Origin of the sequence: Plantibacter sp. MPB07 (assembly GCF_046619465.1) — a bacterium.
Lineage (GTDB): Bacteria > Actinomycetota > Actinomycetes > Actinomycetales > Microbacteriaceae > Plantibacter > Plantibacter auratus.
The window spans coordinates 372,970-390,160 of record NZ_CP177043.1; the positions used below are offsets into that span (position 1 = coordinate 372,970).

The following is a 17,191-nucleotide window of genomic DNA, read 5'->3' on the forward strand; positions in this document are numbered from 1 at the left end:
AGCTGTGCCGCCCTTCGACGGGCTCAGTGACCGGAAGAGGTTCGCCCGCCATGTGTCGGTCCCTGAGCCTGTCGAAGGGCAGCCCGGGCCGTGCCACCTCGGTGAACGGGGAGGTTCGCTCGGTTCACGTGGGACGCGCCAGCCACGTGAACTCGGCCTGAGAGGTTCGTGGCAGGCCGCGCAAGCGGTCGAGCACGGCAGGCACCCGCCCCTACGCTGGACGCTTGCCCCGTACGGCATCGGTCGGCGGAGGAACACACAGTGCACGACCGGCTCGAGGAGGCATGGATGTTCGTTTGGCAGAGCTGGTGGGGTGTCGCCGCAGCAGCCGGGATAGCGCTGATCGCAGCGCTCGTCGTCATCGTGATCGTGTCGGTCTCCTTCCGGATGGCGGCGCGGCGGAGCGACTGGCCGGGTGCGCTCGCCGGGAGTGCCAGGCACCCCTTTCGGGCCCTCGTGATCCTGGTCGCCGTGTGGCCGGCGGTGGCGGCGACGCTTCCCGATGAGGCCGCCCGTGGGTTCATCGACCAGGCCTTCCGGATCGCCGTCATCGCCGCAGCGACGTGGCTGGTCGCCGCGCTGCTCGCTTTCGTCATCGGGCTCGGCCAGGCCCGGTACCGCATCGACGTCCCGAACAACAAGGTCGCCCGCCGCATGCAGACGCAGCTCGCGCTCGTCCGTCGCCTGGCGATCGCGGTCGTCGTCATCGTCGGTGTCGCGTCGATCCTCCTGACGTTCCCCGGCGTCCAGGGCGTCGGGGCGAGCGTGCTGGCCTCCGCCGGTGTCGTGAGCATCGTCGCCGGCCTCGCGGCGCAGTCCGTCCTCGGGAACGTGTTCGCCGGGATCCAGCTCGCCTTCAGCGATGCGATCCGGGTCGACGACGTCGTCATCGTCGAGGGGGAGTGGGGCCGGATCGAGGAGATCACCCTCACCTACGTCGTCGTCGGCATCTGGGACGATCGCCGTATGGTGCTCCCGTCCACCTACTTCACCTCCACGCCCTTCCAGAACTGGACGCGGAACACGAGCGAGCTGCTCGGGTCGGTCGAGTTCGACCTCGACTGGTGGGTGAGCCCCGCGGTCATGCGGACCGAGCTGGAGCGCATCCTCGACCGCACCGACCTCTGGGACGGCCGGGCGCAGGTCCTGCAGGTCACGGACGCCGTGGGCGGCTACGTGCGCATCCGCATCCTCGTCACCGCGGTGGACGCACCGACCCTCTTCGACCTCCGGTGCCTCGTGCGCGAGCAGATGGTCGAGTGGATCCTCGCGCAGAACCCGTCGGCGATCCCGCGCAACCGCGTGCAGATGGTCGAGCAGGAGCCTCGTCCGGTGCCGAAGCGCGGCGGGCCGGTCACCGAGCCCGTCGGGCTGTTCAGCGGCAGCGCCGAGGCCGAACAGCGCGCGAGCCTCTTCACGTCCTCGATCACCCTGCCCGACCTGGACGACGAGCCCGAACGCTGACCGTCGCACGACTGGACGCGTGTGCACCGAATCGTTGTCGTTCCGGCGATCCTGTATGCGCTTCCCGTCGCTACCATCAAGGGAACCTCGCCGGGTGACCTGCCGGCGGGCCGTCGGTGTTGCTGCCGACACGAACGGACGGCGCCGGCCCGAACCCCGGCGACGGCATGCGAAGGAGACCGCGCGTGAACGACGACACCCTCTTCCTCACCGATGAGGACACCGCCGTCCCCGGCGAACGCCCGGAGCAGCGTCTCGAACGACGCTCCGCGTCCGTCCTGAAGCACCGACTCCTCGAGCAGGAACGCAAGCAGTTCGAGGAGTCCCTCGCCTCGGCCAAGGCGGACGGCGCCCTCGAACGCGCAGCGGCCCTCATCGTCTCCGCCCGGCGACGATTCCTCATCGGGGCGTCGAAGTCGTTCACCTACGCGTCCCTCCTCGCCGCGGACCTCAGCTACGGCCTCGCGAACGTCACGCTCATCGACGGCACCATCGTGCGTCCCCTCGACGTCCTGAGCGACGTGCGTACGAGCGACGTCATGATCGCCGTGTCGCTACAGCGGTACCGGAAGTACACGATCGACTCCGTCGTCCCGTTCGCCGAGGCGGGAGGCAGCCTCGTACTCATCACGGACGCGCCGGACGCCCCGCTGACCCCGTACGCCGACGAGACGATCGTGCTCGGCCGTGCCGAGGACGGCCACCCGAGTTCCTCGATCGGGATCGCGCTCACCCTGCACATCCTCGCCACGCTCACGACGGCCAGCGCCAAGGGCGCCGGCCGTCGGGCGGTGGAGCGGGAGCGCCTCGCCGAGACGCTCGGGGTCTACGTCTCCGACGAGCACTGAGCGCGGACCGGGATCAGCTTCCCGAGCCCTTCCCCTCGCGCACGATCGACAGGGGTTCCGTGATGTCCTCGAGGGACTTCCGCGCGGCGTCGACGCCGAAGATGAGGGCGATCAACCCGCCGAGGACCATCACGCCGGCACCCACGAAGTAGCCCACGGTGAGCGGCCCGCGGTCGGTGCCGTCACCGATCAGGATCCCGTAGAGCAGCGGCGCGACCGAACCCGCGATCTGTCCGATCGCGAAGAAGTAGCCGATCACCTGGCTGCGGAGCTCGAGCGGGAAGATCTCGCTCACGGTCAGGTAGGCGCTTGACGCACCGGCGGAGGCGAAGAAGAACGAGACGCACCAGAAGATCGTCTGGGTCGTCGCGTCGAGCGCACCGGCGTTGAAGAGCACCGCCGAAACCGCCAGGACCGCCCCGGAGACCCCGTAGGTGAGGAAGATCATCTGGCGACGACCCCAGGTGTCGAACAGTCTGCCGAGGAGGAGCGGGCCGAGCAGGTTGCCGATCGCGAAGGGGAAGAAGTAGTACTGCGTCGACGAGGGGCTCGTGCCGTAGAAGTTCTGCAGCACGAGCGCGTAGGTGAAGAAGATCGCGTTGTACAGGAATGACTGGGTGATCATCATCGCGAGGCCGACGAAGGTGCGCTTCGGGTACTTCGAGAAGAGGACGCCGAAGATGGTCCGGATCGGGATGTGGCCCTGGGCCTGGACCGTGAGCGCCTTCGACTCGTCGACCGGGTCGATCGTCCCGCCCTGCTTGCGGACGGTGGCCTCGATGTCGTCGACCGTGGCCTCCGCCTCCTGTTCCCGACCGTGCGTCATGAGCCACCGCGGACTCTCGGGGATGTGGCGGCGCAGGAAGATGATGGCGAGACCGAGGACCGGCCCGATGAAGAACCCGATGCGCCAGCCGACGTCCTCGGCGAAGTAGTCGGTGTTCAGCAGGAACAGGTTCGCCGCCGATCCGAGGGCGGCGCCACCCCAGTAGGTGCCGTTGATGGCGATGTCGACGTGCCCGCGGTACTTCGACGGGATGAGCTCGTCGATGGCCGAGTTGATCGCCGCGTACTCGCCGCCGATGCCCATGCCGGCGAAGAACCGGAAGATGGCGAGGAACCAGAACGTGGGGGACAGGCCGGCGATGCCGCTCGCGACGAGGTAGATCGCGAGGGTCAGGATGAAGAGCTTCTTGCGGCCGAGGCGGTCCGCCATGCGGCCGAAGACGAGAGCGCCCGTCACCTGGCCGAGGAGGTAGATCGTCCCGAGGAGGCCGACCTCCGCCGCCGACAGCCCCAGCGACTTCTGGAACCCGGCGGAGGCGACGATCTGGATCTCGAGGCCGTCCAGCACCCACGAGAAGCCGAGACCGACGACGATCATCCAGTGGAACCGGGTCCACGGCAATCGGTCCATCCTGGCGGGGACGAGGCTCCGGACCGGGGCAGGCTGCCCGGAGGTCGACGTGTTCGACATGGAATGACTCCTTCCACGGCCGTCCCGTCGACGGTCGATCCGGGAGATGACGCTACTCCCGCGGCGGGCATCGGACGTCGCTGATCGGTGCCCCTTGACTTCGTCCTGGCGGAGGAGCACCCTACGCCCGGCACCCCGTGCGATGGCGCCCGGTGGCGCGGAATGGTCGTACGCTCGAAGCGCGACGAGATCGCGGACGGCTGCCGAGGGCCGTCGAGGAGGAGGCGGCATGCACCTGGTCGAGGACAGCACCGAGACGGACATCACGCGGGTCTTCCAGGACCGGATCACCTCCGGCGTCGCCCCGGGATCGTACGTCGCCGTGTTCGACCGCGAGCGGGTCCGGTTCGAGCAGGGGTTCGGCGGGGTCGCCGTGGGTGGTCCGGTGCCCGACGCCGACACGCTGTTCCGCATCGCCTCCTGCACGAAGAGTTTCACCGCGGCCGTGCTCCTCATCCTCCGCGACGCCGGCCGCCTCGACCTGGACGCGCCAGTGGACGGGTTCGTGCCGGAGTTCGCGCCGGTGCTCCCTGACGGGATCGCCGTCCGGCCGACCGTGCGGATGCTCCTGACGATGTCGGGTGGGCTCGGAACGGACGATCCCTGGGGTGACCGCCAGGAGTCGATCACCGTGGACGAGTTCCGGCGGCTGCTCGTGCGCGGCGTCCGATGCGTCACGACACCCGGGACGGCGTTCTCCTACTCGAACCTCGGCTACGCGTTGCTCGGGCAGGTCATCGAGCGTGTGACCGGTGGCTCCTACATCGACGCGGTGACCTCGCTCCTGCTGGAGCCGCTCGGACTCGGCGCCGTGTTCGAGCGACCCGAGGGTGACGGGGCGGTCACGGCGACCGGTCATCGTGTCCGCCGCGAACGGGCCGTCGATGAAGACGGCCGATTCGTCGAGGTCCCGTTCTCCGGCCCCGGGGTCTTCTCCTCGATCGGCGGACTCTTCGCCTCGGCCTCCACCCTGATCGGATGGGTGCGCTGGCTCGACGGCGCCTGGACCGGGGACGAGACCGGACCACTGTCGAGCGCCAGCCGCCGCGAGATGCAGCAGCTGCACCGGCTGGCTCCGTCGCGGCCCACCCTCGACGGCGTGCCGCCGAGACTCGCGCTCGGCTACGGCTTCGGCCTCTTCGTCGAGGAGGACGCCGACCTCGGGACGCTCGTCTCGCACTCGGGCGGCTACCCCGGTTACAGCGCCCACATGCGCTGGCACCCGACATCGGGGTTCGGCGTCGTCGCCTTCGAGAACGCCGGCTACGCGGCCGTGGCGAAGCCCGCCGAACAGGCCCTGCGGCTGGCGATCGCGGGCGCCCAGGCTTCCGGTGAGCTGCCGGAACCGGCGATCCGCCCCTGGCCGGAGACGCTTGTGGCGTCGATGACCGCGACCGGGCTGCTGTCGCACTGGGACGACCGCGTCGCCGCCTCGCTGTTCGCCGAGAACGTCGCCCTCGACCGGCCATTGGACGAGCGACGCGAGGCGGTCGACGCCGCTGTCGCCGCCGTCGGTGGCATCGCCGAGGTGGCTTCAGGGCGCGCGACGCCGATCTGCGATTCGCCGGACCACCTGGTCTGGTTCGTCGAGGGGACCGAGGGGCGCCTCCGCCTGGAGGTCCGGATGACACCCGTGCTTCCGCTCCGGGTCCAGACCTTCACGGTGACGGTCGACGACGAGCGGGAGTGAACGCCGAACGCCGGCAGCTGAGGCTCAGCTACCGGCGTTCAGGTGGAACGGTGTGGCTCGGTTCAGCCGATCGAGTCGTCGTCGCCGTTGCCGTTGCGGTTCGTCGGGGAGATGTCCTCCGTCGACTCGACGTACTCGTAGTCGGTCGTCGTCGGGCCGTCGTGGTCGCCGGTGTTCGTCGCTTCGCCGACGGGACGGTAGATGAGCTGGCCTTCGCCGTAGGGCAGGACGAGCTCGCCGTCCTGACCGTCTTCGAGCGGGATGATCTCGCTGTCGAGCGGGCCGCCGGTGAGTTTCGCAAGAGTCTGTGACATGTCGCCAGCCTAGCCCCGACGACTGTCAGAGTGCTGCGATGGTCCAGGACACCCGGTGTGGTGTATTGGGAGCCAGGACGACGAGGTCGGTCCCGGTCGAGAAGGCGTCGGGTGGGCAGGTCATCGGTTCGACGGCGAGCCCCAGTCGGTTCAGCTCCGCGACGGGCTGATCGGCCGTGTGCACCTGGACCCAGGGCAGACCGTCACCCCAGTGCATGGCGACGCCGCTGCCGGATGGCGTCGTCACGCGCACCGTGACCCGGCCGTCGACGTCGCGATCGAGCGCCGTGTACGCGTGGTCGACGAAGGTGTCGCCGATGGCCCTGGGTGACCGGAAGTCGAAGTGCTCCGTCGCCTCCGTGTCGACCGGCTCCAGCGAGACCGGGATGAGCCGGTCCGGCGTGACGGTGAGCACCTCGGCAGCGGGCAGTTCAAGCGTCCAGTCGTCGACACGGCCCTCACCCGCGACGAGGTACGGGTGCGGTCCCGTGCCGTAGGGCGCGTCGACGTCACCGAGGTTCAGCGCCTCGACGTCGGTGCGGAGTCCGTCGTCGTCGAGCGTGTAGGTCGCGGTGACCTGGACACGGAACGGATAGCCCTCCTGTGCCTCGATGACCACGCGGAACGCCGCCGACGCCGCGCTCGACGACACGAGGTCCCACTCCGACCAGGCGGCGAGCCCGTGGAGGGCGTGACCACGAGCGGGTTCCGTGAGTGCGAGCTGGTGGTCGACGCCCGCGAAGGTGTACCGGCCGTCGACGACGCGGTTGGGCCACGGGGCGAGCATGGCGCCACGGAACGCCGGACGGACCTCATCTGCGTCGAACGGGACGACGAGGTCCCGGCCGTCGTGTCGCAGGAACCGCAATGAGGCACCGACCGAGGCGATCGACGCGGTGTACGCACCGTGCTCGAGATCGACACGACGTCCCGAGATCGGACGTCGGTCGACGGAGGCGGACGGGGACACGGCGCTGGTGGATTCGGTCACGGCCCCATTCTGTCGCATCGACGCCGACCGACCCGGCCGACTGGCGGTGCGGGTCGGGCGGTGGGACGCGGCTCAGTCGAGGGAGCGGCCGCGCATGTCCGAGAGGAACAGTGCGGCGACAGCGGCGACGACGAAGAAGGCGGCGAACACGGAGAAGAGCAGGGCCTGTCCTGCGAGGAGGAGCACCGGAACCGACAGCGGGGCGATGATCGAGGCGATGCGGCCGATGCCGGCGGCCCATCCCGCCCCCGTCGCACGGAGCGCTGTCGGATACAGTTCCGGGGTCGTCGCGTACAGGGCGCCCCAGGCGCCGAGGTTGCAGAAGGACAAGCACATCCCGAACACGATGATCGTCGGTTCGGTCGTCGCCGTGCCGAACAGGACCGCCGACACCGCGGAGCCCGCGAGGAAGGTCGCGAGGGTCTGCTTCCGCCCCCAGGCCTCGATCAACCACGCCGAGACGGCGTAGCCCGGGATCTGGGCGAGGGTGATGATCAGGGTGAAACCGAAGGACCGGACGAGGGAGAACCCGGAGGCGACGAGGATCGTCGGGATCCAGATGAACGCACCGTAGTAGGAGAAGTTGACGCAGAACCACACGATCCAGAGCGAACCGGTGTCGCGGCGGTGCGTGGACACCCACAGCCCACGGAGGCGCTCGCCGGCGGAGAGACCGGCGCTCACGGGGGTGTCGGTGGTGGTGTCGCCGGCTGGCTCCGGGTGGGCGACGCCGGCCGAGGCCTCGAACTCGCGGACGACGGTTTCCGCCTCGCGGTGGCGCCCACGCGACTCGAGGAAGCGCACCGACTCCGGCAGTCGCGTCCGCACGATGGCCGCGTAGACCGCGGGCAACGCGCCGATGGCGAGCGCCCAGCGCCACCCGTCGTCGCTCGTCGGCACGACCAGATAGCCGATGAGGGCGGCGGCGATCCACCCGATCGCCCAGAACGCCTCCAGGAACACGATGATCCGCCCGCGGATCCGTGGCGGGGCGAACTCACTCATGAGGGTCGAGGCGACGGGCAGCTCGGCGCCGAGTCCGAGGCCGACGATGAATCGCAGCACGATGAGCACGCCGAGTCCCCAGGCGAGGGCCGACGCGCCAGTCGCGATGCCGAACACGAGCAGGGTGATCGCGAAGACGTGGCGCCGTCCGACCCGGTCGGCGAGCAAGCCCCCGAGCGTCGCACCGATGGCCATGCCGAGGAACCCGGCTGAGGCGATCCAGGAGAGCTCCGTGTTCCCGAGCTGCCACTGCACGGCGAGCTGGGCGAGCACGAAGGACACGAGTCCCACGTCCATGGCGTCGAGGGCCCAGCCGACGCCGGAACCGACGAGCAGTCGCCCGTGTGCCTTGGTGAACGGGAGCGCGTCGAGGCGCTCGCTGCGGGTGCGGGGTGTGGTGGGGGCGGTGGACACGTCACCATTCTGGTGCAGGATGTGCCCACCGGCGCCGGTCCGTCGCAGATAGGCTGACGGCATCGAACTGCAGGCATGCGGCCGGGCAGTTCACCCGCTCCGCCCGCCGTTCCGTCGAAAGGCCACTCCCGTGACCGATGCACCGCCTCCCGACCCGCAGCAGCCTGACGCCCGCCCGCCGCAATGGCCGCCGGGTCAGCAGCCGCAGCACCCCTCCGGCCAGCAGCCGCAGGCGCCGTACGGGCAGGGGCCGCAGCAGCAGAACCCGTACGGCCAGCAGCAGCAGCAGGCGCCGTATGGACAGGGACCGCAGCAGCAGAACCCGCACGGACAGCAGCAGCCGCCGTACGGGCAGGGACCGCAGCAGCAGAACCCGTACCAGCAGAACCCGTATGGCGGGCAGCAGAACCCCTCCGGCGGACAGCCATACCAGCCGTACCAGCCGTACCAGCCGCAGCAGAACCCGTACCAGCAGCAGCCACCGCAAGGCCCTCCCGGGTACGGCCAGCAACCGCCGCCTCCCGGTGCCCCGAAGCGCAAGCGGACGGGGCTCATCATCGCCCTGGCCGTCGGTGTCCCGCTCGTGTTGGCGGCGATCATCACCGTCGTCGCCCTCGTGCTCACGCAGGGGGGCGCACCGGTCGCGGATCCGAGCCCCACCCGCTCGGCCACCCCGACGAAGACCGCTTCTCCGACGCCCACGGAGACGGACTCGACGCCGGAGCCGACGAAGACCTACGTCTCCATCCCGCCCGACCTCGACTTCGCGGCCGGGCAGGACGTCCCCACCGAATGGACGGCCTACCTGACGAACGACCTGGACTCGTCCTGGGCGGCGATCGGTCCGGACCGGAACGGCGTCGAGATCTACCGGAACGCGGCGACCTCCTGCGACGTCGGACTCGGCAACATCGCGCTGACGCCTGACGAGATCGCGGTCGGAGACGACGAGAAGTCGAGCGACGCCTACATGGCGAAGTACGTCGGGGCCGACTACGTCAAAGCGGACGGCACGACGGAACAACTGAACTACAACAGCGGTGGTGGCCTCATCGAGTTCCGGGTCCTGTCGTGGACCCAGCCCTCGGGGGAGCGCACGTACTGGGGCGTCCGGTCGCTCACGAAGATGGGGATCCTCGTCGTCTTCACCTTCACCTGCCGCGATCAGGCGTCGCTCGACCTGCTCGCGAACGACGTCGTGAACCTCATCTCCGTGGAGCTGCTGCCGAAGCGCTGACCGGTCCCGTCGTCAGAACGCGCGGAGGACCGCCTGCGCGACCGTGAAGATCGCGAGGCCGGCGAGCGCGCCGACGATGGTGCCGTTCAAGCGGATAAACTGCAGGTCGCGTCCCACGAGCAGCTCGATCTTCTGGGTCGTCTCCCGGGCGTCCCAACGCTCGACGGTCTCGGTGATGATGCTCGCGATGTCGTGCCGGTAGCGGGTGACGACGTAGGACAGGGCGTCCGCGACGCGGGTGTCGACGCGGGTGGAGAACGCCCGGTCGGTCGACAGTCGCCGGCCGAAGTCCGCGATGGTGCCGGCGATCCGCACGCGGAGGTCGCTGTCGGGGGCGTCGAGTGCCTCGAGGAACGCGCTCTTCGCGGCCGCCCAGGTCTTACCGGCGACCTCCCGGACACGAGGACTGTCGATGACCTCGTGCTTGGCGTTCTCGAAGCGGGTGATGGTCGCGTCGTCGTGCTGCAGTTGCTCCGCGAGCTCGCCGAGGTAGCCGTCGAGGGCATGACGGAGCTGGTGGTCGGGGTCCGCGCGGACGGCCTGGACGAAGGACACGGCCTCCCGGTAGAGCTTGTCGTCCACCAGCCGGTCGACGAAGGACGGCACCCAGGTCGGCAGACGGCTCGAGACCAGGCGTTCGAACGCCTTCGGATTCGTGCTCAGCCATTCACCCGTGCGGTCGAGGAGGAGGTCGACCGCGTCGTGGTGCGCGCCGACGCCGACGATGTGCTCGACCCAACGGCCGATGTTCGGGGCCCACTGCGGGTCGATGAGGTGTTTGGACGCCAACGCCTCGATGACTTCGCGGACGTCGTCGTCGGACAGCGTCTCCAGCAGACCCCGCACCGCGATGGACCCCTCGGCGGTGACCCGCTCGGCGTTCGCGGGCTCGGACAACCATCCGCCGAGCTTCTCCGAGACGGAGACGGACGCGAGCTTCTGCCGCACGACCTCCTCGGAGAGGAAGTTGGTCTCCACGAACTCGCCGAGGCTGACGCCGATCTCGTCCTTGCGCTTCGGGATGATCGCCGTGTGGGGGATCGGGATGCCGAGCGGGTGCCGGAAGAGGGCGGTGACGGCGAACCAGTCCGCGAGCGCCCCGACCATGCCGCCTTCCGCAGCGGCCCTGACGTACGCCAACCACGGGTAGCGTCCCTCGAGTGCGAACGCGACGGCGAAGATGACCGCCATGACGAGGAGCAGTCCGGTGGCCAGGCGCTTCATCGAGCGCAGGGCTCGCGCGCGGTCCGCGTCGGCAGCGGTGAGTTCGAGTGTGGGGGAGCTCGTCATCCGCCCATCCTAGGCTCGTCGCCCGTGTCCTCCGGTCCGATGGAGCAGGAGGACACCGTACCCCCTGGTGGTACCCTGAGCCGGTGATCGAAGACATCAAGAAGCGGGCCCTGCACCGGACGAAGATCCTCGAGGGCCAGATGCGTGGCCTCGAGAAGATGATCGAGAACGAGGACTACTGCATGGACATCATCACGCAGTCGCTCGCCATCCAGAAGTCGCTGGGGTCCCTCAACAAGCTGCTCGTCGAGAACCACCTGCTGACGCACGTCACGCAGATGTTCGAGGAGGGCGGGGACAGCAAGGACGCCGCGGTCGGCGAGCTCCTGCGGATCTTCGAGCTCAGCAACAACCGCGGCTGAGCCGGGCCGTCAGGCCGGCCCGAGCCGTCGCACGGGCCCGAGCAGAGCCGTCACGCGGGCCCGAGCCAGGCGTTCGCGACCGTTGCGTGGGCGGACTCGTCGTCGGAGGGATGGAACATCCCGGCGAGGACGTCGCGATACAGCCGGCCCAATTCGCTCGCGGCGAAGTAGCTGCCGCCGCCGGCGACCCGGATCGCCTGATCGACGACCTCGCGGGCGGTCTCCGTCGCGCGGACCTTGAGCCCGACGAGTTTCGGGAACCAGAGCGCGCCATGGTCGACCCCGTCGTCGAGGTCCCGGGCGATGCCGGCGAGCTGTGGCAGCATGCCGTCGTACGCGATGGCGGCCGAGGCTATCCGACGGCGGATGTCGGGGTCCGCCGCGTAGCTCGCACCTCCGGCCTTCTTCGACGTCTTCCGGTGGGCGGTCTCGACCGCGAGTCGGAGGGCGCGTTCGCCGATGCCCGTGTACACGGCGGCGATGAGGGTCTCGAAGCAGGCGAAGATCCCGAAGACGATGGGGTCCGGGTTGGGCCCCGGGTCGAGGCGTCGGACGATGTGCTCCGCCGTCGACTCGGCCCCCTGGAGCAGGGTCGTCCTGCTCTGGCTGGCGCGCATCCCGACGGTGTCCCAGTCGTCGAGGATCTCGAACCCGCCGCGTGAGCGATCGATGAAGCCGTAGACGACCTTCGGACCGTCGGCCGAGGTCGTGTCGAGCCCGGTCGTCCCCAGCCAGGTCCACGCGGGCGACAGCGAGGTGAAGATCTTCCGGCCGTGGAACCGATAGGAACCGTCGGGGCCCGGACGGGCTTCGGTGTCGGATCCGAAGAGCACGAGGTCGTTGCCCGCTTCGCTGACCCCGAACGCGTAGAGCTCGTCCCCGGCAGCTCCCTCGAGGACGAAGCGGAGCGAGTCGTCTCCTCGGGCGTGGAGCAGTCGCGCGACCCCCGTCCACACGAGATGCATGTTGATCGCGAGAGCGGTCGCCGGGGCGGCGGTCGCGAGCCGGGACTGGAGCAGCGTGACCTCGCTCAGGCCGAGGCCGAGGCCGCCGAACTCCCCGGGGACGAACGCCCGGAGATAGCCGCACGCTCGCAGCTCGGCGAGGTCCTCGTCGAAGAAGGCGTTCTCGCGGTCCGCCACGGCGGCACGTTCGCGGATGCGCTCGACGAGCCCGTCACTGAGGATCGAGGCGGGGTCGAACGATCGATCGGACGGGTGGTGCTGCGCTTGAGCGGTCACCGGTCCATTGTCGCATCGGGCCCGGCCGAGGTGGCAGGTGTCTGCGAGCGGCGAGCAGCGCGCCGACGGCCCGACCTGACGAGGAGCACCACGACCGCGGCGACGACTGCGAGGGGGAGCAGCCACGGCACCAGGACGCCGACCACGACGACCAGTCCCGAGGCGGCGGCGACGAGCGCGTTCCACCCGGCGACCACGCCGCCCCAGAAGTCGGTGGGCACACCCGGCGCGACCACGCCTGGGGCCACGAAGCTCACGAACACGGAGGAGAAGTCGACCTGATCGGCGAGCGCGTCGCGCTGGGCGACGAGCCCGTCCAGTTCCGCCTGCCGCTGGGACAGGCTGGTCTCGGCGGCGAGGAGGTCGGCCGTCGTGGTCGAAGCCGCCATGAGTCCGAGCAGTCGGTCGACCGAGGCCTGGAGGGCGGTGACCCGCGCGTCGAGGTCGGCGGCCTGTGCCGTGACGTCCACCGCGGACACGGAGAGGTTGTTCACCGTGCCGAGCGCCTGCAGCTGCGCGAGCACGTCGTCGAAGTCGTCGGCGGGGATGCGGACCATCAGGGTCGCCTGCGCGGCCTGGTCGGAGGTGCCCGGAGTCTCGTCGCGGCTGTCGACGCGCCCGCCCGCGTCGGTGACGATCCGGGTGGCGTCCGTCGCGGTGCTGATCGGGTCGTCAGCGGTGACGGTGAGTGAACCGGTCGTGACCACCTGCTGTTGCGTGAGGTCGGGGGAGGCGGCGCCGTCGACGCCGACCTGCGCGTCGCCGGCGACCTGGCCGGGCGCGGGCATCGCAGCTCGCGAGTCGCTGCCGGCCTCGGTGCTCGATCCGGCCGAGCAGCCCGAGAGGACGAGCCCGACGAGGACGGCGGAGACGAACACGGTGGTGGTGCGGGTCACTGCGGAGCGCTTCATGGCATCACCCTAGGGAGCCGCCGCACCGCGGAGGTGCAGGGACCCTGGGAAGCGGGTCACGATCAGGTCTCGCGACGCGCATCGCCCGAGGGAGCCGCTGCACCGCGGAGGTGCAGGGACCGTGGGAAGCGGGTCGTGATCAGGTCTCGCGACGCGATCGCTGTTCGAGTTGCAGCTCGGCCCAATCGCCGATGGCCTTCGTGGTCTCCGCCGGGCGGTCCCGGTGCACGTTGTGACCGGCGCCCTGGACGATCGTCAGGCTGACCTGGCGGTTGGCGAGGACCTCGGCGGCGAGCGCGCCGCGGAAGAGGCTGTACACCTCAGGGTCGGAGGCGATCACGAAGGTCGGGTTGCGCAGAGCGGCCGCCGCGGGGCGGACGTCCCACGGATGGTTCTGTTCGCTCGTCTGCTCGATCGCCCACCGGCTCGCCTCGGACACCGCCTGGACCTTGATGTCCACGTCGAGCGGGTGCCACTCGGGGTTCTTCGCGCGGACGGATGCGATCGTGTTGTCGGCGAAGGCGGCCTCCTGGCTGGCCCGGATGATCTCGGCGTCGTGGTCGTCGAGCGCGATGGCGGGGTCGAGCAGCACGACCGCCGCCGCCCATCGGGGATCGGCTGCGGCGGCGACCGCCGTGGCGGCGCCTCCGAGCGAGTGTCCGACGACGAGGTCCCACGCGGCGTGCCCGACGCCGGGCACGGGGGTCGGCCTGGTGGCCAGCAGATCGGCGGCGTAGGCCTCGACCCGGTAGTCCAACGCACGAGGGGCGACGCCGTGGCCGCGGAGGTCGACCGCCTCCACGAGCCAACCGCGATCGGCCAGGGCTGCGCAGATGCGCCAGGTGCTCGGACCGTTGCTGCCGAGTCCGTGGACCACGAGCGCCCGAGCCGGCGCGTCGTGGCGACCCCAGCGGTGACGTGGGAGCTCCACGGGCGTGATCGTGCGGGCGGCGAGGCTGGATGCGGTGTCGACGACGGGCTCGGTCATGCGTTCAGCCTACGGTCTCGCGTCAGTCGAGCCGGTCCGGGTCGGTGCCGGTGCGCTCGCCGTTCTCGAGCGCCGAGATGGCGGCCAGGTCGTCGGCGTCGAGGGTGAAGTCGAACACGGCGAAGTTCTCCGAGATCCGCGCCGGTGTGGCCGACTTGGGGATGACGATGTTGCCGAGCTGCAGGTGCCAGCGCAGCACGACCTGCGCGACCGTGCGCCCGTGCTTCTGTGCGATGGCCCCGAGGTCGGAGGTGGCGTCGGATCCGTCCGCGGCGGGCGTGAAGAAGCGGCCGCGGGCGAGTGGTGACCAGGCCTCGGTCGCGATGCCGTGTGCCGCGTTGACGGCGTGCAACTCCCGCTGGGGGAGGAACGGGTGGAGTTCGACCTGGTTGACGGCCGGGGTGACCTCCGCCGACTCCAGGAGCCGTTCGAGATGGCTGCGGTGGAAGTTCGAGACGCCGATGGAGCGGGTTCGTCCCTCGGCCCGCAACCGCTCGAGCGCGCGCCAGGTCTCGCGGTACCGGTCCTGGCGCGGGGCCGGCCAGTGGATGAGGTACAGGTCGACGTGGTCGAGGCCGAGGAGGTCGAGGCTCGTGTCGAACGCGCGCAGCGTCTCCTCGTACCCCTGATCGGTGTTCCAGACCTTCGTCGTGACGAAGAGCTCGTCGCGGGGGATGCCCGACTCGCGGATCGCGACGCCGGTGCCGCGCTCGTTGCCGTACAGCGAGGCGGTGTCGATGTGGCGGTACCCGACCTCCAGCGCCGTCTGCACGATCTCGGTGCTGGCCAGGTCCGGGACCTTGTAGACGCCGAAGCCGAGCTGGGGGATCGTGTGCCCGTCGTTGAGGAGGACGGTCGGGGTGCTGTCTGCCATGGCACCAGTATCCTCGACAGGGCCACCGTCACCGTCGAAAGGGAGCCCATGCCGCAACTCATGATCGTCACCGGGAGCGTCCGTCCCGAGCGGGTGGGCGGTGCCGTCGCCGACTGGGTCGAGGGTGTGGCCGAGGCGGACGAGCGGTTCACCGTCGATGCGGTCGATCTCCGGGAGCTGGCGTTGCCGTTCATGGACGAGCCCGCGCACCCGCGGAAGCGCGCCTACGTCCACCCGCACACGATCGCCTGGAGCGAGCGGGTCGATCGGACGGACGCCTTCGTGTTCGTGACGCCCGAGTACAACTACAGCTACGCGCCCGCCCTCAAGAACGCGCTCGACTACCTCATGCACGAGTGGGCGCGGAAGCCGGTCGGGATCGTCAGCTACGGCGGGCTGTCGGGCGGAACCCGCGGTGTCGTCGCGCTTCGACCTGTCCTGCAGGCACTCGGCCTCGTCAGTACCGGTGCGAACGTGGAGATCCCGTACGTCTCACGGCAGATCGCCGACGGGGTGTTGACGCCCAACGACCGCCAGACGACGATGCTCCCGATGCTGCTGGGCGAACTGGCCGCACTCGACGGGGCCCTCGCGCCGCTGCGCGCCGCCGACTGAAGCAGGGCGGCTCAGGACGGGTGGGTGTTGATCGGCTCGGTGTCGGGGATGGGGCTCGCATCGCGGCCGCGCAGGTCGGGGTGCCACCGGTGACCGATCCACGGGATGACGAAGCCGAACAGCGCGAACACGCCGGCGACCCAGAACGCGCCGACCGCTCCGGAGCCGTCGATGAGGAAGCCGGCCGCCGCCGACCCCATCGCGGCACCGATGAGCTGGCCGGTGCCGACCCAGCCGTAGGCCTCGGCCGTGTCGCTGAACTTCACGCTCGCCGAGACGATGGCGAACAGCACGGCGAGGGCCGGAGCGATGCCGATGCCGGCGACGAAGAGGGTGACCGACAGCCACCAGGCGTTGAGGAAGAGGCTCGCGATCGCGAGTCCGGCGAAGACGATGAAGATGCGTCGCGCCAGGGCGTACGGGCCGATCGGGGTGTGTCCGAGCGCGAGACCGCCGGCCAGGGAGCCGACGGAGAAGATCGCGAGGACGATGCCCGCCTCGAGGCCGTCGTGCCCGAAGGTCGCCACGACGCCCGCCTCGACCGCCGAGCACGCACCGATGAGGAGGAAGCCGACGACCGTGGCGAGGAGCACGGGAGGACGCTTGAGGACCTGGCCGAGCTTGCGACGACTCTTGGGGATGCGGACGCGCCCGACCTCCGGTGAGGAGATGAACCACAGACAGCCGACGACCATGATGACCGCGGCGAGTGCGATGCCCCAGACCGTGCCGACCTGAGTGGACACGAACGTCGTGACGACGGGGCCGAGCACCCAGATGATCTCCTGTGCCGAGGCGTCGAGGGAGAACAGCGGGGTCAGCTGCTGGGAGGTGACGAGTTTCGGGTAGATGGTGCGGACGGCCGGCTGCACCGGGGGTGTGCTCAGGCCGGCGACGAGACCGACGGCCATGTAGGCCGGGACCGACATCGGGACGACGGCGATGGTCGTGACGGAGGCGGCGCAGACGGCCAGGGTGAGCAGGAGGACCTTGCGGATACCCCAGACGCCCATCCACCGGCTGGTGAGGGGACCGGCGATGGCCTGGCCGATGCTCGTCGCGGCGAGGACCAGACCGGCCGCACCGTACGAGCCGGTGACCTGCTCGATGTGGAGGAGGAAGGCGAGCGAGAGCATGCCGAACGGGAACCGCGCGGTGAGCTGTGCGGCGATGATCCGTGCCACGCCGGGGGTTCGAAGGAGGTCACGATAGCTGCTCACAAGGAGACCAGTCTAGGGACCGGTACCGACGCGCGCGACACGCCCACGACACGCCCAAGCGCACATCCGATGTCGGTGGTGCGGACGAGAATTTCACCTGTGGATAGATATCCCTCAACCGGGGGAGAAAAGGGCGTGATTCCGGGATTTTCGCGTCGCCCGCGAGCGTTGCACCCAGTGGAGAACCGGTGGATAACTCGCCCGAAACGGTGGAGAACCCGGTGGAAAACTACAGGGCTGTAACTACTAG

Annotated in this window: 16 protein-coding genes; 6 read left to right on the forward strand and 10 right to left on the reverse strand. The window is 69.9% G+C overall.

Annotated features, from left to right (window positions below):
• Positions 1-288: 288 nt before the first annotated feature.
• On the forward strand, positions 289-1,464 hold the full coding sequence (locus ACLIME_RS01785) for a mechanosensitive ion channel family protein (RefSeq protein WP_411558064.1): 1,176 nt from the start codon (positions 289-291) through the stop codon (positions 1,462-1,464).
• Positions 1,465-1,649: 185 nt separating this feature from the next.
• Complete coding sequence (locus tag ACLIME_RS01790; protein ID WP_206428227.1) at positions 1,650-2,312, forward strand: MurR/RpiR family transcriptional regulator; 663 nt, start codon at positions 1,650-1,652, stop codon at positions 2,310-2,312.
• Between the two features lie 13 nt (positions 2,313-2,325).
• Here ACLIME_RS01790 and ACLIME_RS01795 read toward each other — a convergent pair whose 3' ends face one another.
• Positions 2,326-3,789: an MFS transporter gene (locus tag ACLIME_RS01795; RefSeq protein ID WP_411558065.1), complete on the reverse strand. Its 1,464-nt coding sequence runs from the start codon at positions 3,787-3,789 to the stop codon at positions 2,326-2,328.
• Positions 3,790-4,018: 229 nt separating this feature from the next.
• Here ACLIME_RS01795 and ACLIME_RS01800 point away from each other — a divergent pair, with 229 nt between their 5' ends.
• Complete coding sequence (locus ACLIME_RS01800) at positions 4,019-5,479, forward strand: serine hydrolase domain-containing protein (RefSeq protein ID WP_411558066.1); 1,461 nt, start codon at positions 4,019-4,021, stop codon at positions 5,477-5,479.
• A 62-nt stretch (positions 5,480-5,541) separates the two neighbouring features.
• Here the strand turns inward: ACLIME_RS01800 and ACLIME_RS01805 are convergent, their stop codons facing one another.
• The 3 genes from ACLIME_RS01805 to ACLIME_RS01815 form a co-directional block, all read right to left on the reverse strand.
• On the reverse strand, positions 5,542-5,793 hold the full coding sequence (locus ACLIME_RS01805; protein WP_079001938.1) for a response regulator: 252 nt from the start codon (positions 5,791-5,793) through the stop codon (positions 5,542-5,544).
• A 25-nt stretch (positions 5,794-5,818) separates the two neighbouring features.
• Positions 5,819-6,784: an aldose 1-epimerase family protein gene (locus ACLIME_RS01810; RefSeq protein WP_411558067.1), complete on the reverse strand. Its 966-nt coding sequence runs from the start codon at positions 6,782-6,784 to the stop codon at positions 5,819-5,821.
• Positions 6,785-6,856: 72 nt separating this feature from the next.
• Positions 6,857-8,203 (reverse strand): MFS transporter, encoded by a 1,347-nt coding sequence (locus ACLIME_RS01815; protein WP_411558068.1) that lies wholly within the window; start codon positions 8,201-8,203, stop codon positions 6,857-6,859.
• A 130-nt stretch (positions 8,204-8,333) separates the two neighbouring features.
• Between ACLIME_RS01815 and ACLIME_RS01820 the strand changes: the two genes are divergently transcribed.
• Positions 8,334-9,440, forward strand: a complete 1,107-nt coding sequence (locus ACLIME_RS01820; protein ID WP_411558069.1) for a hypothetical protein — start codon at positions 8,334-8,336, stop codon at positions 9,438-9,440.
• 12 nt (positions 9,441-9,452) lie between these two features.
• Here ACLIME_RS01820 and ACLIME_RS01825 read toward each other — a convergent pair whose 3' ends face one another.
• A complete protein-coding gene (locus tag ACLIME_RS01825) occupies positions 9,453-10,730 on the reverse strand; it encodes a DUF445 domain-containing protein (protein ID WP_159878106.1) in 1,278 nt (425 codons plus the stop codon).
• Between the two features lie 83 nt (positions 10,731-10,813).
• Here ACLIME_RS01825 and ACLIME_RS01830 point away from each other — a divergent pair, with 83 nt between their 5' ends.
• A complete protein-coding gene (locus ACLIME_RS01830; RefSeq protein WP_064296530.1) occupies positions 10,814-11,092 on the forward strand; it encodes a metal-sensitive transcriptional regulator in 279 nt (92 codons plus the stop codon).
• 50 nt (positions 11,093-11,142) lie between these two features.
• Here the strand turns inward: ACLIME_RS01830 and ACLIME_RS01835 are convergent, their stop codons facing one another.
• The 4 genes from ACLIME_RS01835 to ACLIME_RS01850 form a co-directional block, all read right to left on the reverse strand.
• The gene (locus ACLIME_RS01835; RefSeq protein WP_274499593.1) at positions 11,143-12,333 is read right to left on the reverse strand and encodes an acyl-CoA dehydrogenase family protein; all 1,191 of its coding nucleotides are present in this window, start codon (positions 12,331-12,333) and stop codon (positions 11,143-11,145) included.
• A complete protein-coding gene (locus ACLIME_RS01840; protein WP_124768922.1) occupies positions 12,330-13,244 on the reverse strand; it encodes a DUF4349 domain-containing protein in 915 nt (304 codons plus the stop codon). Before ACLIME_RS01840 ends, ACLIME_RS01835 begins: the two co-directional genes overlap by 4 nt.
• A 139-nt stretch (positions 13,245-13,383) precedes the next feature.
• Positions 13,384-14,232, reverse strand: a complete 849-nt coding sequence (locus ACLIME_RS01845) for an alpha/beta fold hydrolase (protein ID WP_411558070.1) — start codon at positions 14,230-14,232, stop codon at positions 13,384-13,386.
• Between the two features lie 22 nt (positions 14,233-14,254).
• Positions 14,255-15,106 (reverse strand): aldo/keto reductase, encoded by an 852-nt coding sequence (locus tag ACLIME_RS01850; protein WP_411558071.1) that lies wholly within the window; start codon positions 15,104-15,106, stop codon positions 14,255-14,257.
• 48 nt (positions 15,107-15,154) lie between these two features.
• Here ACLIME_RS01850 and ACLIME_RS01855 point away from each other — a divergent pair, with 48 nt between their 5' ends.
• Positions 15,155-15,721: an NADPH-dependent FMN reductase gene (locus tag ACLIME_RS01855; protein ID WP_411558072.1), complete on the forward strand. Its 567-nt coding sequence runs from the start codon at positions 15,155-15,157 to the stop codon at positions 15,719-15,721.
• Positions 15,722-15,732: 11 nt separating this feature from the next.
• Here the strand turns inward: ACLIME_RS01855 and ACLIME_RS01860 are convergent, their stop codons facing one another.
• Complete coding sequence (locus ACLIME_RS01860) at positions 15,733-16,941, reverse strand: MFS transporter (RefSeq protein WP_411558073.1); 1,209 nt, start codon at positions 16,939-16,941, stop codon at positions 15,733-15,735.
• Positions 16,942-17,191 lie beyond the last annotated feature (250 nt).